The 21,664-nt window shown below is 47.9% G+C and carries 18 protein-coding genes; 8 read left to right on the forward strand and 10 right to left on the reverse strand.

Annotation, left to right across the window (positions count from 1 at the left end; translation table 11 throughout):
* Positions 1–271: 271 nt before the first annotated feature.
* On the reverse strand, positions 272–1,828 hold the full coding sequence (locus AC3ITG_RS24680) for a response regulator transcription factor (protein ID WP_489251646.1): 1,557 nt from the start codon (positions 1,826–1,828) through the stop codon (positions 272–274).
* On the reverse strand, positions 1,825–3,657 hold the full coding sequence (locus tag AC3ITG_RS24685; RefSeq protein ID WP_489251647.1) for a cache domain-containing sensor histidine kinase: 1,833 nt from the start codon (positions 3,655–3,657) through the stop codon (positions 1,825–1,827). The genes AC3ITG_RS24680 and AC3ITG_RS24685 overlap by 4 nt, the downstream gene beginning before the upstream one ends.
* Before the next feature lie 232 nt (positions 3,658–3,889).
* Here AC3ITG_RS24685 and AC3ITG_RS24690 point away from each other — a divergent pair, with 232 nt between their 5' ends.
* Together AC3ITG_RS24690 and AC3ITG_RS24695 are read left to right on the forward strand one after the other, a co-directional pair.
* On the forward strand, positions 3,890–7,039 hold the full coding sequence (locus tag AC3ITG_RS24690) for an alpha-mannosidase (protein ID WP_489251648.1): 3,150 nt from the start codon (positions 3,890–3,892) through the stop codon (positions 7,037–7,039).
* A gap of 168 nt (positions 7,040–7,207) precedes the next feature.
* On the forward strand, positions 7,208–7,912 hold the full coding sequence (locus AC3ITG_RS24695) for a DUF6199 family natural product biosynthesis protein (protein ID WP_489251649.1): 705 nt from the start codon (positions 7,208–7,210) through the stop codon (positions 7,910–7,912).
* Positions 7,913–7,952: 40 nt separating this feature from the next.
* On the opposite strand, the gene AC3ITG_RS24700 is transcribed toward AC3ITG_RS24695, so the two are convergent.
* The 3 genes from AC3ITG_RS24700 to AC3ITG_RS24710 form a co-directional block, all read right to left on the reverse strand.
* Positions 7,953–9,275, reverse strand: coding sequence for an LLM class flavin-dependent oxidoreductase (locus AC3ITG_RS24700; RefSeq protein ID WP_489251650.1), 1,323 nt, complete (start codon positions 9,273–9,275; stop codon positions 7,953–7,955).
* A 76-nt stretch (positions 9,276–9,351) separates the two neighbouring features.
* A complete protein-coding gene (locus AC3ITG_RS24705) occupies positions 9,352–10,599 on the reverse strand; it encodes an MFS transporter (RefSeq protein WP_489251651.1) in 1,248 nt (415 codons plus the stop codon).
* 141 nt (positions 10,600–10,740) lie between these two features.
* Positions 10,741–11,181, reverse strand: a complete 441-nt coding sequence (locus AC3ITG_RS24710; protein ID WP_413372995.1) for a GNAT family N-acetyltransferase — start codon at positions 11,179–11,181, stop codon at positions 10,741–10,743.
* Between the two features lie 353 nt (positions 11,182–11,534).
* Between AC3ITG_RS24710 and AC3ITG_RS24715 the strand changes: the two genes are divergently transcribed.
* Genes AC3ITG_RS24715 through AC3ITG_RS24740 form a run of 6 tightly spaced genes read left to right on the forward strand, consistent with a single transcriptional unit; the run spans position 11,535 to position 17,483 of the window.
* Positions 11,535–12,461, forward strand: coding sequence for an ABC transporter permease (locus tag AC3ITG_RS24715; protein ID WP_489251652.1), 927 nt, complete (start codon positions 11,535–11,537; stop codon positions 12,459–12,461).
* Position 12,462: 1 nt separating this feature from the next.
* The gene (locus tag AC3ITG_RS24720) at positions 12,463–13,419 is read left to right on the forward strand and encodes an ABC transporter permease (RefSeq protein WP_489251653.1); all 957 of its coding nucleotides are present in this window, start codon (positions 12,463–12,465) and stop codon (positions 13,417–13,419) included.
* 13 nt (positions 13,420–13,432) lie between these two features.
* Positions 13,433–14,467 carry an ABC transporter ATP-binding protein gene (locus tag AC3ITG_RS24725; RefSeq protein WP_489251654.1) on the forward strand — a complete coding sequence of 345 codons (1,035 nt, stop codon included), beginning with the start codon at positions 13,433–13,435 and terminating at the stop codon, positions 14,465–14,467.
* A complete protein-coding gene (locus AC3ITG_RS24730) occupies positions 14,448–15,404 on the forward strand; it encodes an ABC transporter ATP-binding protein (RefSeq protein WP_053781549.1) in 957 nt (318 codons plus the stop codon). The genes AC3ITG_RS24725 and AC3ITG_RS24730 overlap by 20 nt, the downstream gene beginning before the upstream one ends.
* A 31-nt stretch (positions 15,405–15,435) precedes the next feature.
* Entirely contained in the window at positions 15,436–17,094 is a 1,659-nt protein-coding gene (locus tag AC3ITG_RS24735; protein ID WP_489251655.1) for a peptide ABC transporter substrate-binding protein, read from the forward strand.
* Positions 17,094–17,483, forward strand: a complete 390-nt coding sequence (locus tag AC3ITG_RS24740; protein WP_413373000.1) for a DUF3899 domain-containing protein — start codon at positions 17,094–17,096, stop codon at positions 17,481–17,483. Before AC3ITG_RS24735 ends, AC3ITG_RS24740 begins: the two co-directional genes overlap by 1 nt.
* Before the next feature lie 308 nt (positions 17,484–17,791).
* Here AC3ITG_RS24740 and AC3ITG_RS24745 read toward each other — a convergent pair whose 3' ends face one another.
* The 5 genes from AC3ITG_RS24745 to AC3ITG_RS24765 all read right to left on the reverse strand — a co-directional run bounded on the left by AC3ITG_RS24745 (position 17,792) and on the right by AC3ITG_RS24765 (position 21,640).
* On the reverse strand, positions 17,792–18,121 hold the full coding sequence (locus AC3ITG_RS24745) for a GRAM domain-containing protein (protein ID WP_053781552.1): 330 nt from the start codon (positions 18,119–18,121) through the stop codon (positions 17,792–17,794).
* Between the two features lie 197 nt (positions 18,122–18,318).
* Positions 18,319–19,137: a purine-nucleoside phosphorylase gene (locus AC3ITG_RS24750; RefSeq protein WP_489251656.1), complete on the reverse strand. Its 819-nt coding sequence runs from the start codon at positions 19,135–19,137 to the stop codon at positions 18,319–18,321.
* 540 nt (positions 19,138–19,677) lie between these two features.
* The gene (locus tag AC3ITG_RS24755; protein ID WP_413373004.1) at positions 19,678–20,487 is read right to left on the reverse strand and encodes an SDR family NAD(P)-dependent oxidoreductase; all 810 of its coding nucleotides are present in this window, start codon (positions 20,485–20,487) and stop codon (positions 19,678–19,680) included.
* 77 nt (positions 20,488–20,564) lie between these two features.
* The gene (locus tag AC3ITG_RS24760; RefSeq protein WP_489254527.1) at positions 20,565–20,831 is read right to left on the reverse strand and encodes an MBL fold metallo-hydrolase; all 267 of its coding nucleotides are present in this window, start codon (positions 20,829–20,831) and stop codon (positions 20,565–20,567) included.
* 398 nt (positions 20,832–21,229) lie between these two features.
* Positions 21,230–21,640, reverse strand: a complete 411-nt coding sequence (locus tag AC3ITG_RS24765; protein ID WP_163757687.1) for a MerR family transcriptional regulator — start codon at positions 21,638–21,640, stop codon at positions 21,230–21,232.
* Positions 21,641–21,664 lie beyond the last annotated feature (24 nt).

Below are 21,664 nucleotides of genomic sequence, written 5' to 3' on the forward strand. Positions count from 1 at the left end.
ATGCCCAGCACGGCTGTCCCTCCTTATAATCGCGTTCACTATCGCTTTAGCTGCATCCAGCATTAATCCCCTATAATCAACACTGGACCTAAGCTCTTTTGTTGCTTTGGATTTCCTCGTTCACTCCTACTCTCATTATGCAAGCGCTACCAATTTTGAGATAGTTGAAAAACCCAATAAATTGATGGATTAATTAAAGATCGTATAGTCATTCCATAACAAAAAAGACACCCCCCACATGGGGAGTGTCTTATTCAGCCGGAGCCCCGGCTTATTTTTTCATGTAGATAGAACGCAGCTCCGTAGGAGAAACGCCAGCATATTTCTTAAACTGTCTGTAAAAATATGTGGAGTCCCAATAGCCCACCTCGCCCGCTATTTCTGCCGTTTTTTTGTCCGAATATAACAGCAAATGAGTCGCACGCTCAATTCGGTACTGGTTCACATAATCAGAAAAAGTGGTACCGACCTCTTGCTGGAACAATTGGCCGAGGTAGTTCGGATGAAGCTCCAGCCTCTGACTGAGCGTCTTAAGTGAAAGCTCATCCTGATAGTGATTTTTCACCACCTCCAGCACAGCCATGATATGCGGGCTGTACGTTTTCTCGGCGGTATGATATGTATCCAGCGTGCGATGAACAACCTTTCTGACCAATTGTTTCAATTTGCTGAGCGTATGAATTCTGGACAGGGGCCCGAAGATGTCCCCGTAGTCAGGCGTTTTCTCCAGTTCCTTGGCGGCCAGCATAAGCTGGATCGCAGAATTGAAGAACGGTGTTCTCGGGAGGCAGGGTTCCTTACCCTCAACAATGAAGAATTCGTCGATGAACCGATCCACCTCAGGACCTTCCCCATCCCGCAGCAGCTTGTGGAACTGCTCCATCGCTGGCCCAGGCTTCTCTTGATGCTGATTGGTATCTTCGTTCTCCACTTGCATGATGAAGGTATCACAATCCATAAATAAATGATTCTGAAGCCACAGCTTTACGGACTTGCAGCTCTTCGGAAAACCCAAATAGGTCGACTCGGATTGACCAATGATCCCCCATACACGTGCACCTGTGTCCTCGGCGACCGCTTGCTTCATCCTGTTAAGTGCCTGAATCTGCCATTCATCACTACCTTCCATACCGACTGAAACGAACAACAGCATGATGTCTCCGTCCTGATCGGGAAAACAGATGATACCACAGCCATCCGGGAGGCCTTTGTTCCCGAGCAGCTCGCATTTCTCAGCAATTCCCGGCAGATACATCTGGGGATCATCCCCTTTGTCATCGCCTACAATCCGCAGAGAAGCCGCACAATATGTGGACTTGTTCATGGGGATCTCAAGCAGCTGCGCACGCTCACGGAATTCTTTGGCGTCAATGGTCTCGTTCGCCCACCGCTGCAAAATATTGTTGCGCAGAATCCTCCAGCTCTGATCCATTTGAATCTGGCGCATCTCTTCGTGCTCCCAATCCCGCTGCATATGCTTGATGGTCGCTTCCAGTTCATCCATATTGACTGGCTTGAGCAGGTAGTTCTCGACCCCCAGCGAGATGCCCTCCCGCACATATTTGAATTCTTCGTAACCACTCAAAATAATGAATTTAGTATATGGATTGCGCGCTTTAGTCTCCCGGATCAGTTCAAGTCCGGTCATTTGCGGCATCATGATATCCGTAATAATCAGATCGACAGGACCCTCGTCCATCATTGCTAGCGCTTCCAACCCATTGCAGGCCGTTCCGGCAATCTGCATGTTATTCTGATCCCAATCAATAATAGCTTGCATTCCTTTGACAATAAGCGGCTCATCATCGACCAACATTACACTTCTCATCCCGTTTCCTCCCTTGTAACTGGAATGCTGATTGTCACCTCACATCCTTCGCCCTCCACACTGTTCAGGTGCAGACCATAATCATTGCCATAATTCAGACGTATGCGGTCGTGCACGTTCTTAAGACCTAAAGATCGGTCAGATGTCTCAGCAGCTTCATCGCTCTTATGCAACCCATGTTGCAGTTCAAGTAATCTCTCCGCGGAAATCCCCTTTCCGTTATCCTTCACACGGATACAAATCACGCCGTTCTCTTCTTCAGCTGTGATGGAGATCCGGTTATCATCATCATTCGTACGAAAACCATGCACAATGTAATTCTCAATAATCGGCTGGACCAGCAACTTGACGACCATGCTTCCCGCCGCTGCATTCTCAATATAGGTCTCCACGTGCAGCTTGTCCTCATACCGATATTGGACCAAAGCCAGGTACATACCGCACAGCTCTATTTCCTCCGCCAAGGTTACATGTGTCTGCTTTTTGATCAAATGACGGAACATCGTGGCGAGAATGTAGATCATCTGCCCAACATCCCTGGCTCCCAAACTGATGGCTTTCATGCGGATGCTTTCCAGCGTATTGTACAGAAAATGGGGATTGATCTGGGCTTGTAAAGCCACAAGCTGCGCGTTCTTTTGTTTGATCTCCGACACATATACCGTTTCTATGTAAGACTCCAGCCGATCACACATATGATTAAATCTCTGCGAAATCTGCTGCAGCTCATCTTCCCCCTCCATCTCGATACGTTTACTCAGATCACCCTCCTGCCAGCGCCGCATGTAAAGCACGAGTCTGTGAATTTTTTTGGAATAACGGCGGATGATGGTGAACGTCACCGCGATGCTAATCATGATGCACAGAATCACAATCCCAATGAGGCTGAAACGAATCGCCTGAAGGCTCTGTTTGATTTGCGATTCCGGAATAATAGAAGCCACAACCATTCCCGTATTCCCGATATTCAGCAGCTGCACCTTGGAGCGCTCCTCCAGATCTACCCAATCCTCCGGCAAATTCATCTTCCCCCAGTACGGGTAGACGGTGTTGTCATACTTGCCCTGCGAATCGAAAATCACTTCACCTTCCCCTGTCATCAGCAAGATCCGACTATCCTTGCCGTCGAGTCTGTCTCGAAGAAGCCCTTTGATACGGTCTGTATTCAGCTCAAACATAATTGCACCGTACTGCTTCAATGTCACGGAATCTTTGAGCACATTCGCGTAGCTATAGGGGGTAGGCTCTTCAGCCATTTTCCCTTCGAAAAGCGGTTCGCTGCCCATGTATTGCCAAGGTGCACTCCTCAGCCGCTGGAACCAGTCCTGATGCCCTGCAGAAAGCTTGGGGTGATAGTAAAAGTGCTGGGTCTCCCGGTTAAGAACATAGAAGAAATCCTGATCCGTGCTGTATAAGACTACATTTGCAATCGAAGCCTCATCCTTTAACAGCAGACGTAATTGATAATCAAAGTTCCCTCGCTCCGTACGATAGCTGTAAGCATATTGGTTCAGACGCCAATTGAGAAAATCCTCGTATTCATGAGTCAAAAAATACTTCAGATCATCGCCGATCATAGCGTCGGTATAAATCTGCTGCACGGCATTATACAGCCGTTCGTACTGCTGATTCAGGTTGATACTGACAATATCCAGCTCCTGCAAACTCGCATCCATTTGTTCCTGTACCACTCGCTGTTCATAGTAGCGGTAGGCCAGCACCGAGATGCTGATGAACAACAGGACCATGACCATGGAATAAAACAGGAGGATTTTGTTGAACATTTTTTTCTTCAAGTAGTTCTTATAGATGGTTCGTATCCTGGACATTCGCGCCTGAACACCTCCTCCAGACCCATTTCCAACTCAGTGTATCACCGTTTGGTTAAATTCGACAATCACCAGCGCTCAGAATCAGTAATCCATATTTTAATTTGTCAAAAGCGAATGGAAGCGCTATAATGGGCGCATTCCCCTATAAAAGTTATGTAATACATACTCGCTTTGGATGCTCTCTATATATGAATCACTCCCCGATAAAATGAACTGGGGGTTTTTAACGATGTTTCTTACTGAAAACAAACTACAAGCACGTATTCATGAATTATCCGCGCTCCGTTACCGGGATCGTTTGCCTTTAAATCATTTTCTTGCATGCGAAGACCACAGGGAAGAGATCAACCCGGTCCTGCCGGGAGACGATGGCCATTGGAAGCCTATGCATACAGGAGAAAGTTGGTCCGGTCGAGATCTCTATTTGTGGCTGCGTACAAAAGTCGAGTTCCCTGCCTCCTGGGAAGATAAACGGATTGTCGGACTGTTTGATTTCGGCGATACCGGGGGTGGTAACAATTCCGGCTTTGAATCACTGTTCTACTGGGATGGCAAGCCGTTTCAAGGCGTAGATTCCAACCACAAGGAAGTGTTCTTTCCAGCTTCTGCCGCAGGCAGTACCAACGAGTTGGTCTTCCGCTTATGGTCCGGTCTGGAAGGTGGCGGTCAGCCCCGCAACCAGACGCATACTTTCAGACAAGCAGAACTGTGTTGGTTGGATGAAGCTGTTGACGATCTTGTATTTACAGGGTCGGCGATTCTGGAAACGGTCAACATTCTGGATGCACATGCACCGGAACGCACAAAACTGCTTCATGCGCTTCAGCGGTCCTTCCGCCTGATCGATTGGTCGCAGCCTAAGTCTGATGTCTTCTATACCTCTGTGCATGAGGCAAGAGATGACCTGAGCGTCCGACTGAGTGCGATGGACAAAGCCTCTGATGTGACCGTTACTTGTATCGGCCATACTCATATTGACGTTGCCTGGCTGTGGCGGTTGAAGCATACGCGCGAGAAATGCGCACGCTCCTTCTCTACTGTCATGCGCCTGATGGAGATGTTCCCGGAGTATGTTTTCCTTCAGACACAGCCCCAATTGTACGAATATGTGAAAGAGGACTACCCGGAACTGTACGAATCCATCAAGGAACGTGTCGCTGAAGGTCGCTGGGAAGCGGGCGGCGGCATGTGGCTGGAGGCTGACTGCAACCTGACCTCGGGCGAATCCCTGGTCCGGCAATTGCTGATCGGCACTCGTTTTCTCAAAGAAGAATTTGGGACGGAATGCCGATATCTCTGGTTGCCCGATGTATTCGGCTACAGTTGGTCCCTGCCGCAAATTCTGAAAAAATCCGGCATTCATACGTTCATGACTACCAAAATCAGCTGGAACCAATACAACCGCATGCCATTCGATACATTTCACTGGCGCGGAATTGACGGCTCAGAAGTGCTGACCCACTTCATTACTACACCCGAGCCTTGGTCCGAGCCGGGTTCATGGTTCTATACCTATAACGGAAAAATCATTCCGAAGACGGTCAAGGGCATCTGGGATGCCTACCGCGATAAGGAGATGAACCAGGATCTGCTGCTGTCGTACGGATACGGGGACGGCGGAGGCGGAGTTAACCGCGAAATGCTGGAGATGAGACGACGGCTGGATCAACTGCCCGGATTGCCCAAGGTCAAGACAGGACGCGCAGATGATTATTTTGAAAAGCTGCAGGAGACGGTCGAGAAAACCGATTCGTACATCCATACATGGGATGGCGAACTGTATCTGGAGTATCATCGTGGAACGTATACCAGTCAGGCGTACAACAAACGGATGAACCGCAAGCTTGAGCTGGCTTACCGCGAAGCGGAATGGCTGAATGCATTGCAAAGTATTGTGCACAATGACTGGAATCTATATCAAGCGAAGTCTCTGACTGCGGGTTGGAAAATCATTTTGCGCAACCAGTTCCATGACATTATTCCCGGTTCCTCCATCACGGAGGTGTATGAGGATAGCAGAATTGAATATGCAGAAGCCGAGCAGATTGGCAGTCACGTAGACACGCAGGCTCGGATGGCTATCGCTGGCAGCGGAGAATCTCCGTATACGTACACCATTTGGAATTCCTCCCCATGGGTCGTTACAGAAATTGTGAGCATTCCTGTGGCATCAGGCGAATTGGAAACAGGGACGTGGCTGAGCGATTCCGGTGAGATCCTGAACGCTCAATACCAGGATGCACGTTGGTCCGTCGAGGTGAAGGATATTCCTTCGCTGGGGTATACCACAGTTCACTTCCAGAGCAGTACGGTAAACGATAGCCCTGGGCATTCGTCGTTCATCCACACAGCCAATGGGATCGAAACACCGTTCTATCAGCTCGAATGGAATGAGAACGGGCAGTTGACACGCCTTTACGATAAAGAGTCACACCGTGAGGTGCTTGCCAAAGGTGCAAGAGGCAACGTGCTTCAGGTATTCGAGGACAAACCGCTTGCCCATGAGGCCTGGGATATTGATATCTTCTATCAGGAGGATATGCGAGAGATTACGAAATGCACCAGCATTGAAGTCGTAGAGACTGGGCCGCTTCAGGCCGTGATTCGCTTCGCTTGGGAATACCTTGGCTCCACCATTACGCAGAACATGACTGTATATACTGGGCATCGGCGAATCGATTACGCCACTGAGGTGGATTGGCATGAACAGCAACAATTGCTGAAGGTTGCCTTTCCTGTTGGCATCCGCTCCACTGAAGCCACCTATGATATTCAGTTCGGTAACGTTAAACGGCCAACGCACTGGAACACAAGTTGGGACTGGGCGCGTTTCGAATCCGTTGGCCATCAATGGGCTGATCTATCCGACAGAGGTTATGGCGTCAGTTTGCTGAATGATTCCAAATATGGGTATGACATTAAAGATAACGTCATGCGTCTGACCCTGATCAAGAGCGCTACGCATCCTGATCCACATGCCGATCAGGGACTGCACAGCTTCACCTATGCTCTTCTTCCGCACCAGGGAGATTGGCTGGTTGGCGGAACCGTGCAGCAGGCCTGGCTTCTGAATGCTCCGGCTCGATATACACAGGGCCAATCAGAGCAGCCAAGTCGATCCATGTTCACCTTGTCCGGCAGCACAGCCATGATCTCGGCAGTCAAGAAAGCCGAGGATTCCGATCATGTCATCGTACGCGTTCATGATTATTCCGGCAGCATGAATACGCTTGAACTGACAAGCGATCTACGGATTCACGCGTGGAGAGAATGCAATCTTATGGAAGTACCGGAGGGCGAACTCCTGTATGATACACCGATAACCTTTGCTCTTGAACCTTATGAAATCAAGACGTTTGAGATTGATCTGAGGGTATAATCCTATAAATGCAGCAGCTTAACCAAAGAAACCAGCCAGTCCCCAGATGATGGCGACTGGCTGGTTTCTTCTGTTGTCGTTATTCGGTCGTGATTCAGGCAGTAACAGTTCGCAACCCGTTCCTCGCAATGGCGTAATATAGAACAAAGTGGAAAGGATGGCGTTTATATGGCAGTGTTACTCAAAAAAATTAAATCACCCACCTTCATTTTCTTTTCATGCGTTCTGGTTGTGTCTGTAATCGTCGCAATCCAGTCCAAACCTTATTTCACAGAGCCGATTTTCCATGTTGAGAACAACAAGTACACACTCGATAGTGAACAAGGTGTTCTAACGACTTATCGCAGCGGAACGGCAGATCCTATTCAAGTACGCCTTGATCATCAGGAGCGGACTGTTTACATCAATCATCAGCAATATCTCATTACGAAAATTGATTCTACGTTCAGCACAACGTATAACTTGATATATCCTAACGGAAACAAATATGAAGTCCAAGATCATTCCGGACAATTAATAAGTTTTGATGCAAAAGGCAATAGCGTTTCCGAGGTCTTCTTTTACGTTGGCAGCCAAAGAGTACTTCAGGATGGGGAAGAACAATTCTCTCCTGCAACGCTTGTAACAGCAGCTTACCCAGAATATCATTACACACGTGGTGCTCCAGGTTTTCTGTTTCTCGCATTAGCCGCAGTGATTTTCGGATGGTGCAGCTTCCGTTATCAAAAATTTCAAGACTTCCTTTTCTACCTCTCGCTTCGTTCGTTCTGGGCGAACGATGCCGAACCTAGCGACTTTGATTACTTTTTGAGCAAGGTATGCGGGATTGTTGTTATGATAGGGGCTTTCTGGATCGCTTTTATAGCATTTTGAACTGGAAGCCAGTTCCGATATAACATCATTGTGATTTTATTTATTTTACCGTCTCCAATGTATATCGATTGCGTGGAATCTCAAGACCCAGATTACCCCGCAGTGTTTCATGCTCATACTCGGTACGGAACAGGCCGCGCTCTTGTAAGACAGGTACGACCAGATCCACGAAGTCTGCCAATCCATTTGGCACGACTGTGCGAATATTGAAACCGTCCGCAGCTTCGCCTTCGAACCACTCCTGAATCTGATCAGCGATCTGATCCGGTGTACCGATGAAAGATGTGCGAGGTGTCGATGCAAGCAATGCCACTTGGCGGAGGGTCAGTCCCTGTTCTCGTGCCTGCTGCTTGATCTTATCCGTTGTACTGCGGAAGCTGTTACTGCCCAAATCACCAATCTCCGGGAAGGGCTCATCCAATGGGAACTGGGCGAAGTCATAATGATCGAAGTAACGGCCCAAATAATTCAGTGCCTGGTCAATACTGACCAACTCCGCGATCTCCTGATACTTGCGCTCCGCTTCTTCCTCCGTTCTACCCACAATGGGACCGATGCCAGGGAAGATCAGGATATCTTCTGGCTTACGTCCATAAGCCACCGCTCTTGCTTTCACATCCGAATAGAACTCCTGAGCTTCCTCCAGGGTCTCATGCCCCGTATATACAGCATCGGCCGATCGGGCCGCCAGATCCTTGCCGGATTCGGAAGAACCTGCCTGGAAAACGACCGGATGTCCCTGCTCCGAGCGCGCAACATTGAGTGGCCCTTGAACGGAGAAGTGATCTCCCTTGTGGTTCAGCGTATGCAATTTGGATGGGTCGAAGAAAACACCATTCTCTTTATCCCCGATAAACGCATCATCCTCCCAGGAATCCCATAGGCCTCTGACCACATTCAGATGTTCTTCTGCAATTTCGTAGCGCAGCGCGTGGTTCGGATGTTCACCTTTGCCAAAATTCAGAGCCGAGCCTTCCAGTGGTGAAGTGACTACGTTCCATCCGGCTCGTCCTCCACTAATATGGTCCAGGGAAGCAAACTGTCTTGCAACTGTGAACGGTTCACTATATGAGGTGGACAACGTCGCAACTAGCCCGATATGTGAAGTTGCTCCCGCAAGAACGGAGAGCAGGGTTAATGGTTCAAAACGATTCAGGAAATGCGGGTTGGATTTCTCGTTAATAAAGAGGCCGTCCGCAATAAAGAGCAAATCGAACTTCCCTTCCTCCGCCTTAATCGCCTGCTTCTTGTAGAAATCCAGATTTACGCTGGCATTGATCGGAATATCCGGGTGTCGCCAAAAAGAAATGCTATTTCCCACTCCATTCAAGTTTGCTCCCAATCTCAATCGTCGTTGTGACATATTAATTCCTCCCTATGTTGTAGTGATGACCATTTAATTCAGTCCAAGTACCTTTTTTTCTCTGAGGATCATTTCATCATTTCTTTATGCTGTTTCCGCCTGCTTCTGCTGCTGCCATGCCCAATCCCGGTTTATTCGCCTCGTTCCTTTCGCTTAACCGGACTGTCCAGGCTGCTCCCAGAAGTACAATGCCTGTTAGGAGAAAAATAAAAGGAATCCCCGTCCATCCGCCAAGAAAACCACCGAGTAAAGGGCCGAGTACAATACCGAATTGATTGGCGGTCTGACTCAGACTGACAGCCCTTCCCCGGAAATCCCGGTCAGCATATTTGATGATTAACGCATTCAAGGCTGGATACACCGCAGCGAAGAACAGGCCATAGACAAATCGCAGACTTCCAAAATAAATGAGGTTATACGCCGTCAGTTGCAGTAAACTGCCAATGCCGCCACCCAGCAGACCGATAAATAGCGTTTTCTCGTATCCGATCTTCCCTCCAATCCGTCCCCAACGCGGCCCCATAATTACCGTTGCCACGCCGATGGCCGAGAAGACGATTCCTGCACTAAGTGTTGCACTACTGACGTCTCCACCAATCTGGACAACATAAAGCGTCAGTACAGGTTCGATAATGAGCACGGAAGTCGAAACGAGCAAAATCAAACCATAGATCCGCATTAATCCCGGAGTGGAGGCAGCTTTTTTCAGATCACCCAGAATACTTGTGCGAACCACAGTGCGGGGACCGCGGGCTTCTTTTACCCATATCACCATCACGGCCGAGAGCAGCGTAATGATTCCCGAGGCGATAAAGCAACCGCGCAGTCCGATCCAATGGCTTAGTACTCCACCCATAAGCGGTCCCAGAATTCCTCCGGCAGCCGTGGATGTGGAGATGACACCAAGCGCATAACCTACATGCTTCTCCGGTGTATTGGTGCCGACCAACGTAATGGATGCAGGATTGAAGCCGGCCATAAGTCCCTGAAATATCCGCACAGCGATAAACGTGTAAGGATCATAAACGAAATAGTTAGCCAGGTGAGCAATGGCGAGACCAACGCCCGAACGAATCAGCATCAGTTTGCTGCCGTATCTGTCAGCCAGCGATCCCCAGAAGGGAGCACATAGTCCACTGATCAGAAAGCTGATCGAGATCGAAATGCCGGACCAGACTTCCAGCCCACTCAGAATACCGAGATCATTTTGCAGAAACAGCGGAAAGAACGGAACAGACAAGGTGTAAGCCATATGATTGAAAAACAGGCCAAACCACAGAATATACAGATTTCGCTTCCAATGCGGCATCTTGGTATTCTCCATACTATATAATTCCTATATAAAAAGTAGGTTATTATCCATATTAGGATACCGTCACTGGAAAGTATAATAGAAAAGTTCAATAGACCCATTCAAGAATTAAATGAATGGATCTGTTAGATGCTTCTATTTTGACCGTAACGATTACTGCACTTGAACGGACATGAACACATCCACCTCATCTTCACTGTCCAAAACAAACCCAAAACGTTCATACAAACGCCGAGCCGGACTGCCCTGCAATACATTTAAAATAACACGTTTGCCCTTAACCTCATCCCGTTTCAGCAGCATGTTCAGCACTTGAGTTCCTATTTGCTTACCCTGATAGTCGGGATGGATATAGAAATGTTCCAGTAGTATCTCCTCCAACTTGGGTTTCATCGCTACACACCCCACCCATGCACCCTCGACCTCAATAATCCATGTGTGGACAGGGTCGAATGTATTACGGAAACGTTCACGAACCTTCACCTCATCGTACCTTCCCAACCTATGTAGGTCATCATATAGAACCAGGGCTCGCAATTCTGCAAGGTGCTCCTGATCTGTCTGCTTGGATTGACGCATGGTTATTTGGATCATTGGAAGACTCCTTCTTTTCCGATTATTTTATTCTTCATTCGAGCTATTAATATTGTCTATATAGGATTCGATGGATCATTGGTCCGTGGGGGATTTGATAAATTCATCTGACCCCAATTATACAGGAAAAAGCAAGCCATTTTTAGGTTCTGAGAGTTATCCAAGGTGACAAACCTAACAACCTAATGTTGACAATATATACAAACCACTTTAATATACCTAGTATTCTTATCAGCTTTTAATAGTTTCTCGCATTCCACTTCGAATGTGTGCATATCTGTGCAAAGATTAATTGAACAGTAGTAGATTAAATGGGAAGAGTGCCTAGAGAAACAGAACAGGAGATTTGCATCATGTATATTGTTAAACGCTTTTTCACCATGCTTTTGACGCTCTGGATCATTGTGACGCTGACCTTTTTAATCATGCACATGATCCCTGGCGACCCTTTTTCCAACGATTCCAAAACGATACCTGAAGCTGTCCTGCAAAATATGCGTGCAAGATACCATCTGTATGAACCACTTGCTGTCCAGTATGCGCTGTATTTGAAAAATTTGCTGGTGCTGGACCTGGGACCCTCCATCCAGTCCAAAACGACCGATGTCAACACGTTGATCGCAAGAGGGTTTCCGCCCTCCGCCCTTCTTGGCATCCAGTCCATTGTCATTGCACTGATTGCAGGCATTGCACTGGGGACGGTCGCCGCCCTATTCCACAAAAGGCCCTTGGACTACATATCCATGTTCATTGCCATCATCGGGATATCCGTCCCGAGCTTCATTCTTGCACCGCTGCTCATTAAATATGCGGCTGTCCAATGGAGGCTCTTCCCCGTTGCATCCTGGGGAACCTGGCAGCATACGATACTGCCCTCGCTGGCTTTGTCGGTAACGCCACTGGCTGTCATCGCCCGCTTCATGCGGACCAGCATGCTGGATGTGTTGCAGCAGGAATACATAAGAACAGCAGAAGCCAAAGGATTGTCTACCTGGTCAGTCGTCATCCGGCACGGACTGCGAAACGCACTCATTCCGGTATTATCTTTTATCGGGCCGCTCTTCGCCTCCGTAATCACCGGCACCTTCGTGATTGAAAAGATATTTGCCATTCCGGGAATCGGCAAATATTTTGTGGACAGCATCTTCAATCGTGATTACCCGGTCATCATGGGAACGACGATCTTTTACAGTGTCATTCTGGTGGTTACCCTCTTCCTGATCGACCTGTCGTACCGGATCGTCGATCCGAGAATCAAGCTGTCCAGCAAAGGAGATTAGCATGAAAGCTACAACTACAGACCCCATTACATCGGACCCTCGCTTCACACCGGCAGATCGAAGCCAGTTGACTGCGAACCGTATAGCCAGCCCGGGTCTTTCCTTATGGAAACAACGTACATACAGTATTTTTCGCCATCGATTATCTTTACTTGGCTTGTTGTTGCTCGTTGTAATTATTGCGCTGGCTCTGGTAGGTCCGTTACTGGTTCCCTACTCGCCAAGCTCACAGTCCCTACTCAAGACCAATCTGCCACCCTCGGCTGATCACTGGTTTGGCACGGATGATCTCGGACGGGATATATGGGCCCGTACCTGGTCAGGAGCTCGTATATCGCTGCTGATTGGCTTTACTGCTGCAGCCATAGACCTCGTGCTTGGTGTCCTGATTGGCGGAATCGCCGGCTACTGCGCCGGACAAGGACGGACAGGCGATCGAATCGACAGCCTTTTGATGCGAATCATTGAAATTTTGTACAGTATCCCGTATTTGCTGGTTATCATTCTACTTCTTGTCGTTATGAAACCGGGATTGTTAACGATGATTATTGCCCTGTCCATTACGGGTTGGGTTGGTATGGCCCGCGTCGTCCGAGGTCAGATCCTGCAATTGAAACAACAGGAATACGTGCTCGCAGCGCAGAAGCTCGGCACATCCCATGCCAAGATTATTTTCAGGCACCTGCTGCCTAACGCGGCTGGAATCATTATCGTCAACCTGACCTTCACGATTCCCTCCGCTATTTTCTCCGAATCCTTTCTGAGCTTTTTGGGACTCGGTATCCAGTCACCCATCGCCAGCTTGGGGACGATGGCCAACGATTCGCTTGGGGTCATTCTGAGCGGACAATGGTGGAGACTGTTATTTCCCGGTCTAATGATCTCGCTCACCATGTTTGCATTTAACGCTTTCGGTGATGGGCTGCAGGATGCTTTTGATCCGCGCTCCAACCGTTAAGGAGGTTCACACCATGAGTCATTTACTGGAGGTCAATCATTTAAAGGTCTCTTTTGCCACACGTGACAAAGAACTTGAAGCTGTAAGAGATGTTTCTTTTCACGTCGATGAAGGAGAGACACTTGCCATCGTCGGCGAAAGTGGGAGTGGAAAAAGCGTGACCGCCCGTTCCCTGATGGGTATGTTTTCGTCACCGAACGGCCGCATTCGCAGCGGCGAAATTCGCTTTGAGGGGCGAGTTATCAGCGGATTATCCGCTAAAGCCATGCGCCGAATCCGAGGCTCCGAGATCAGCATGGTATTCCAGGACCCCATGTCTTCTCTGAATCCAACGATGAAGGTCGGTATTCAGATCGGCGAGGGACTTCGCAAGCACCGCAAACTATCGCCCAAAGATGCTCGGGCCAGATCTGTAGAACTGCTAAACCTCGTGGGTATTCCTGATGCACAAAGCCGCTATCATCAATATCCTCATGAATTCAGCGGCGGAATGCGTCAGCGGGTTGCCATTGCGATGGCGCTTGCCTGTGATCCCAAGCTGCTGATAGCCGATGAGCCAACGACCGCTCTCGACGTTACTATTCAGGCGCAAATTCTGGATATTCTAAGCAGCTTGCAGCAGCAAACGGGCAGTTCAATTTTGCTGATTACCCATGACCTGGGCGTTGTCGCCGAAGTGGCTCACCGCGTTGCTGTCATGTATGCAGGCACCATTGTGGAGACCGGCACGGTAGAGGATATCTTTGATCGGCCACGCCATCCATATACGTGGGGACTGCTCCAGTCCACCCCGCGACTGGATGATACAGAACATGACAGGCTAATTCCTATTGAGGGCTCGCCCCCGGATATTGCTGCGCTCCCGCCTGGCTGTCCGTTCGCAGACCGATGTCCGCACACGATGGATATCTGTTTGACGGAAATGCCTGATGCAACCATATTTTCATCAAAACACAGTGCTAGATGCTGGCTAAACGATCCTCGAGCTCCTCAAGTCGATGATCGTATCCCGGCAGAAAGGAATGAGTATGACCGAATCTATAATTGAAATTCGCAATGTGAAGAAGCATTTTCACGGCCCGTCCAATCTGACCGTCAAATCCGTTGACGGCATCAGCCTGAACATCCGTCGGGGAGAAACACTCGGACTTGTCGGCGAGAGCGGCAGCGGCAAATCTACACTAGGTCGAACCATCGTGGGGCTGCTAAAAGCTACGGAAGGACAGATTTTGTTTAACGGACAAGATATCGGACAGGCCAAGCCGCGTGAGAAGCGGGAGTTGAACCGCCATCTGCAGATGATCTTTCAGGACCCGCACGCTTCGCTTAACCCGCGGCTTCGCATCGGGGATATTATCGCTGAGGGGCTGGACGCTTACAAGTTGGCACGAGGAGCAGCTCGAAAAGACATCATCGCGGACTTGTTGCTGCGCGTCGGGCTTCACCCGGATCACGCTCACCGCTTCCCGCATGAATTCAGCGGAGGACAGCGCCAGCGCATAGGGATAGCCCGGGCACTTGCCGTCAAGCCGCGTTTCATCGTAGCGGATGAACCCATTTCCGCGCTGGATGTGTCCATTCAGGCACAGATCGTCAATTTGCTGAAGGATCTGCAGCGTGAAGAAGAACTGACGTATCTATTTATCGCGCATGATCTGGCTATGGTGAAGCACATCAGCGACCGGATCGGAGTCATGTATCTAGGTAAAATGATGGAACTGTCCGGACGGGACGATCTCTTTGCCAATCCGCTCCACCCCTACACTCAGGCGCTGCTGTCGGCCATTCCCGCCGCACATCCCCGTTTAAAAGGGCAAAGGGAGCGTATTCGCCTCCAAGGAAATCCGCCCAGTCCCATTCATCCCCCGGCGGGCTGTCCGTTTCATCAACGATGTTTCGCCGCGATGGATGTTTGCGCAAACCGCATGCCTGCCGGAAGGGAGGTCGAAACAGGACACTGGGTAGCATGTCATCTTTACGAATAACACGAATTAATCATTAATGGAGGAATGAACAATGAACAAAACAAAAACGAACTGGGCCGTCTCTCTCTTGCTGGCAGCATCCGTTGCCTTGAGTGCCTGCTCCAGTTCTACAACCGACAATGGTGAAACTGCTTCAAAACCGGACAATCAGGCAGCAGCGGCAAACGTTGAGCAAGTACTGAACACCAATCTGGCCGGTGGAGAACCATACACACTAGACCCTGCACTGGCATCCGACACGACATCCTACTGGGTGATTGATAATCTGTATGAGGGACTGTATACATACGACAAATCAGGCAAAATCGTTGAAGGCGCAGCCAGCAAAGTCGATGTATCGCCGGACGGTAAAACCTACACGTTTACCATTCGCGACGATGCAAAATGGTCGAATAATGAACCTGTAACTGCCAAGGATTTTGAATACTCTTGGAAACGTGTATTGAACCCTGCGACTGCTGCTTATGACCCTTCTTCTCTGTATTACATTAAAGGTGCAGAAGCTTATAACACGGGAAAAGGAAAAGCTGAGGATGTCGGCGTGACCGCCAAAGATGATCATACACTGGTGGTTGAGCTGAAATCTCCGTTGGCCTTCTTCCCAACCATTGTCGTTGGCCATGCTTATCTGCCGGTTCAAGCTTCCGTTGTGGACAATAATGAGAAGTGGGCAGCAGAAGCCGATACGATCGTAGGTAACGGTCCTTACATTGCTAAGGAATGGAAACATAATGAGCAAATTACGCTGGCTAAAAATGATCAATACTGGGATAAATCCAACATCACGATGGATACCATCCATTTCAAAATGGTTCAGGACTCCAACACGTACTATCAACTGTTCAAAACGGGTGAGCTTGACCTGATCCTCTCCCTGCCAGTGGATACGCTTGATCAGGAGCGGAACAATGCGGAATTCCTGTCACATCCTTCGTTCAGCGTATATACCTACTCCTTCAATGTGGAGGAAAAACCTTTCACGAACAAAAAGATCAGACAGGCCCTCGCTTATGCACTCGATCGTGAAGCGTTGACGACAAGTGTAACCAAGGGCGGTGAAACACCAGCTTTCGGATATGTCCCTTACGGCGTAACAGCACCATCCGGCAAAGATTTCCGGGAAGAGGCGCCAACCCAATATTATGCGTACGATCCGGCAAAAGCCAAAGAATTGCTGGCGGAAGGATTGAAAGAAGAAGGCTTGTCTGCACTCCCGACTGTTACCTTCAAATACAATACATCCGACAAACACAAAAAAGTAGCCGAAGCCATTCAGGAAATGCTCAAAACCAATCTGGGTATTGAAGTCAACTTGGAGAATCAGGAATGGAAAACATACATCGATACCTTCAAGCAAAAGAATTTCCAAGTCGCACGTATGGGCTGGGAAGGAAACTTCCTCGACCCGCTGGGTGTGCTGGAACACTACACATCGAAGAACTCCAACAACTTCACCAACTGGAGCAATCCTGAATACGACAAGTTGATTAGCGAATCCACGTTTGAGCTTGATCCAGTTAAACGGTTTGAAGAGCTGCATCAGGCGGAGGCCATTCTAATGGACGAACTGCCAATTATACCGATCCTCTTCTCTGCCGACACTGCATTGATTAGTCCAAGTATTGAGGGCGTTATCTTTGATACTCGTTCCAACCCGGATCTCCGCTTCACCAAGCGGGTATCCGAGTAATGTTTATCCGTTACGCTCTGTCCGGTCTGATAGCGGCCCTGGCCGCCTATCTGCTGGACTTCTGCGGAATACTAGGTGGCTCCGGTGGCCTACATGAAGGTTCAGACCAGCTGTTTGTCGCCGGCCTGATATGTCTCTTGGCCGGAACAGCAATCCATGTGCTGCAAAGTGGGTTCATGAACCCCTTTCTGCAAGGGTTCAGCGATCTCAAGCGCATGTTTGTCAGAGAATCCAACGCCCTGCAACGGGAAAATGAACGGATTCGCACCCAGACAGCTCTGCCGTTCTGGAAAAAGTCCTTACTCCGCCAGCTCACGGTCTATACCTTGGGCGGCGGTTCAGGTCTGATTCTATGTTCACTATTGCTTCTCTGGCCCGCATCCTATTAAATCCAACATAAAAGAATCGCTCCCTGGTGCGGCTTGATGCCTGCACTCCAGGGAGCGATTCTTTTGTTTTTCATTAAACATAAAAAGAGTGTATCTCCCTAGAAAGCTAAATAAAAATATCATAGAATTAATGCGTGTCTGAAAGAAGCCTTCCTAATATAGTGCATCAATATTTTTAAACTTGCTCACTCTCCTTTTGCTCTACAATGATGCTATTTAGATTGAAAATACCCTGGTCTAGGGCCAGGGTAACTCCGTTCACTTTATTCTCCCACATTTTTTTGGTTTATGTACTTCATCTCAAGCTCTTACATTATTTCGTTATTAATTCTCTTGGCTTGTACAATCTCCTTGATAATCTTAGAGCGATTCCAGACAACAAACTTGAAGACATGTCCACTGTCCAATGTAATGGTAATTCCATTAGGGATTAGTCCCCATGTTGCACTTTTCTCAATCTTAGTCATAGCCCAGATCTCGATTTGAACCCATTCCGTCTGAAAATTCAGGCCATGAGGAATAAAAACTAATCGTTCATTAGTAAGGAAAAGCTTCCCTCCTACTCCTTCAAAACCTCTTAACCAGTTTGCTTGAATCCTTTCAAAAATGACGTACTCAGTAGGGCCCAATTCTTCCATTTCTATCAGTCTCCTTTTTCAGCCTAAAGCCGATCCTTTTTGCTTCAATCTTTATTATTATAGGTCGTTTTGACCGATATAGGAATATTTTTGCACATGTTCATCTTGTAAAAAAAGCACTGCCCAACGGAATCACTCCGTCTTGGACAATGCTTAATATTAGTGCTTTGAAAGGAAACATCCTTCTCGATTACAGATTACATCTCTTTCAGAATACCTTCAACCAGTCCGATGAAGGTAGTTTTCACTTTTGCCGCAACTTCAATCACTTCATCATGACTTAACGGCTGATCCAGAATGCCGCAGGCCATATTGGTCAGGCAAGAAATGCCCAGTACCTTCATCCCGCCATGAATAGCTACAATCGCTTCAGGTACCGTCGACATACCCACAGCATCCGCGCCCATCGTACGAATCATGCGAATCTCGGCTGGAGTCTCATACGCAGGACCGCTCCACCATGCATATACTCCTTGCTGCAAACCAACATTCTGCTCCTCCGCTACCTTCATGGCAATACTGCGCAATTCACGATTATATACCTGTGACACATCCGGGAAACGCACGCCCAGCTCGGCATTATTCGGCCCCATCAGCGGATTATTGCCTACCAGATTGATATGATCGGTAATCAGCATAAGCTGTCCAGGTTCGAAGCTGGTATTGATCGCCCCACAGGCATTGGTGATGATCAACTGCTCGACACCCAGTGCTTTCATAATCCGAACCGGGAACGTGACTTCACCCAGTGTAAATCCTTCATAATAATGAAGGCGTCCTTTCATCGCTATGACTGTCTTGCCCATCAGTTCTCCGATGACCAATTCGTTGGCATGACCAATAGCCTCGGATTGAGCGAAATAGGGAATGTCCGTATATGGAATGACGGTAGCATTCTCGATCTCGTCGGCGAGCGCTCCTAGCCCTGATCCCAGAATCATGCCCACAACAGGCTTATCATTAATACGGTTTAATATGTAGTCTCTGGATTCCTGAATATGTGCGGATTGATGCATAAATATATTCCTCCTGATCATCTGAGTTTGGATTTAAGTAGGTACTATAAACCAAGTGTAATGAACAATAGTGGACATGTAAATGGGAGCCGGATAAAGAAGGACTCTGCTTCTCTTCCCGAAGGGGTTAAGGTTTCGATTCAGGAAAAAATGAGCTATCTTCGCATTGTAGAAAAAAGGGCCCGCTCGCTCCACCGTCTCATATCGGATTTCTATGATTTGTTCCGCTTGGAGTGGAGTCTGGCTACATCATAATGTCCTTTTCAAAATGGCGTTCCTGTGATTGAATATCTAGGGGATAACTTTTGACTTCATAATCATACCATTTTGGCTCTTGCTGTCTTGGTTCTTACGGTGTCAGATGTCCTATTAGGGTTAAATCATCTCAAAGATTGGGGCGCAAAAATCGGTACCTTTCTGTGCTTTGGCACAACGATCAATGTTGTCATTACTATAATTACTAGCTTTTATAAATAGATGATGGATTCTTTATTATGCAAAAGAGGAGCGGATGTATTATCCACTCCTCTTTCTTTCAATTTAATCTGCGCTTGCTGTAATGTGTTCCCACTTGTCATATTCCTCAAGCATGCCATTCAGCTGCGTACGCGCCATCACCAGTCCCATGCTTCCGAGAGCCAGTCTTCTTGGAGGATTGTCTGTGCCGGCAATATCAGCAACCGCTGACATGGCTTTTTCAACATCGCCATAAGGCGCGGTCTCAGCAAGATCATTATACCAATCATACAGCGGTTGATAGTCCGGGATATCGCTTGTAATTTCTTGTGTATTTCCTTGGAAACCTGTCTTGAATCCTGCAGGCTCTACAAGGGTAAGGTTTACGCCCAAGCCCTTAACCTCAGCTGCCAGACCTTCACTCAGGCTTTCAAGCGCTGCTTTAGAGCTACAGTAGATAGACAGCGTTGGCAAGCTTTGTACGCCACCCATAGATGAGATATTGATAATGTGACCCGAGCGATTTTCCCGCATCTGTGGAAGAACGGCTTGAATGGTGGTCATTACACCAAACACATTCGTTTCATATTGCTGACGTGCTTGGTCAACGGATACTTCTTCAAAAATACCTGCTTGAGCATATCCGGCATTATTGAGCAGCACATCAATTCGTCCATATTGGCGCGTTACCGCATCCACAACCTCGTGGGTCATTTCCTGATTAGTAATATCCAGGGCCAGGACTTGTACATTACTATATTGGCTAAATTCAGCGGCAGCTTTCGATGTATCCCGCATGGTAGCGACGACATTCCATTCACGCTTCGCAAATTGAAGAACCAATTCTTTGCCGAAGCCTGTTGATGTGCCTGTGATTAAAATGGTTTTACTCAAGTGTATTCCCTCCAGATCACGAATTGAGCTTGGCTCGTGAGTTATCGTAACCCTTAAAGTTCACTTTAAGGCAAGCATTATTTTTTAATGGACTCCCACCAGTACAGCTCTTTAATCTGGCTTGAATCTACGCCCCATTTTGTCAAATGTCCAGCGACCCCTAACGGAACGATAAATTGTTTGACCTTTCCTTTTAGCTTGCGGATAGACTCATAGTCCAGATGATCATAATGGTCATGCGATATCAAGACTACATCGATGTCAGGCAAATCCTCAATCTGTGCTAGCGGCTTATTGCTATATCTCTTCTCTTTGGCCCCGCGAAAGCAACGGGGGAGGCGTATTTACTGAATACTGGATCTAGCAGAAGCTTCACTCCACTGACCTTCATCAATAGGGTCGAATGACCAAACCACATGACTTGATCCTCGGTACTGTCTGAAAATGCTTTTGCATCAAAGATCTCCATTGGAAGAGTTACCTTGGGTTGGCCATTTGGGTTTCCTTTTATCGTATCGTATAGGGCTCCAGCGGTATCTTTTAAACTATAATCCATCGATGTCGGTATTTGATTGCGAAACTTCCCATCGATAAAGTTAGCGGATTTCTCTCCTGCTTTCTTATTCCGATGAAAATTTTTTAACCATGCTAGTATATACCTTAAAGTTCACTTTAAGGTAAGTTTTTGGTTACAGCAAAAGCCACCCTATTCTTACACAGAGTGACTTGTCACAATCTCGACTTATATGGTCGTATCTAATTCCCCGATGTACGTGAGAAAACGTTCCTCAGGATTTCCCTTTTCTATATCGTTATACACTTCAAGCTTCTGACTAACGGCTTCAAAAGCCTCATTTAGCACTTGCTGCTTCCTCTTGATCTCCGCTTGATGGGCTTCTAGTATGGCTCTGCGCTGTCCGATCGTTTCATCTCCCTGCAAGGCGAGGTCAACGATTTTTTTCAAATCCGCTACGCTCATTCCTGTGGCACGAAAACATGTTATTAAGCGAATCCAGTCTATATCTCTTTTTTCAAAAAGGCGGTTGCCGTGATCATCCCTACGAATATCGGGTAAAAGCCCTTCTTTATCATAAAATCGGATCGTATGAGCAGGGCAATTTAATTTTTCTGATACTTCCTTGATTGTAAACAAATTACTCTCCCCCAAGTCCAGTTC

This window comes from Paenibacillus sp. GL_099_B (assembly GCF_057835695.1).

Coding starts and splice junctions, on each gene's coding strand:
- AC3ITG_RS24710 (WP_413372995.1), bottom strand. CDS start 11,181: ATGATCCAAATAACCATGCGTCAATCCAAGCAGACAGATCAGGAGCAC.
- AC3ITG_RS24700 (WP_489251650.1), bottom strand. CDS start 9,275: ATGTCACAACGACGATTGAGATTGGGAGCAAACTTGAATGGAGTGGGA.
- AC3ITG_RS24735 (WP_489251655.1), top strand. CDS start 15,436: ATGAACAAAACAAAAACGAACTGGGCCGTCTCTCTCTTGCTGGCAGCA.
- AC3ITG_RS24715 (WP_489251652.1), top strand. CDS start 11,535: ATGTATATTGTTAAACGCTTTTTCACCATGCTTTTGACGCTCTGGATC.
- AC3ITG_RS24730 (WP_053781549.1), top strand. CDS start 14,448: ATGACCGAATCTATAATTGAAATTCGCAATGTGAAGAAGCATTTTCAC.
- AC3ITG_RS24680 (WP_489251646.1), bottom strand. CDS start 1,828: ATGAGAAGTGTAATGTTGGTCGATGATGAGCCGCTTATTGTCAAAGGA.
- AC3ITG_RS24740 (WP_413373000.1), top strand. CDS start 17,094: ATGTTTATCCGTTACGCTCTGTCCGGTCTGATAGCGGCCCTGGCCGCC.
- AC3ITG_RS24750 (WP_489251656.1), bottom strand. CDS start 19,137: ATGCATCAATCCGCACATATTCAGGAATCCAGAGACTACATATTAAAC.
- AC3ITG_RS24720 (WP_489251653.1), top strand. CDS start 12,463: ATGAAAGCTACAACTACAGACCCCATTACATCGGACCCTCGCTTCACA.
- AC3ITG_RS24725 (WP_489251654.1), top strand. CDS start 13,433: ATGAGTCATTTACTGGAGGTCAATCATTTAAAGGTCTCTTTTGCCACA.
- AC3ITG_RS24690 (WP_489251648.1), top strand. CDS start 3,890: ATGTTTCTTACTGAAAACAAACTACAAGCACGTATTCATGAATTATCC.
- AC3ITG_RS24745 (WP_053781552.1), bottom strand. CDS start 18,121: ATGGAAGAATTGGGCCCTACTGAGTACGTCATTTTTGAAAGGATTCAA.
- AC3ITG_RS24705 (WP_489251651.1), bottom strand. CDS start 10,599: ATGGAGAATACCAAGATGCCGCATTGGAAGCGAAATCTGTATATTCTG.
- AC3ITG_RS24685 (WP_489251647.1), bottom strand. CDS start 3,657: ATGTCCAGGATACGAACCATCTATAAGAACTACTTGAAGAAAAAAATG.
- AC3ITG_RS24695 (WP_489251649.1), top strand. CDS start 7,208: ATGGCAGTGTTACTCAAAAAAATTAAATCACCCACCTTCATTTTCTTT.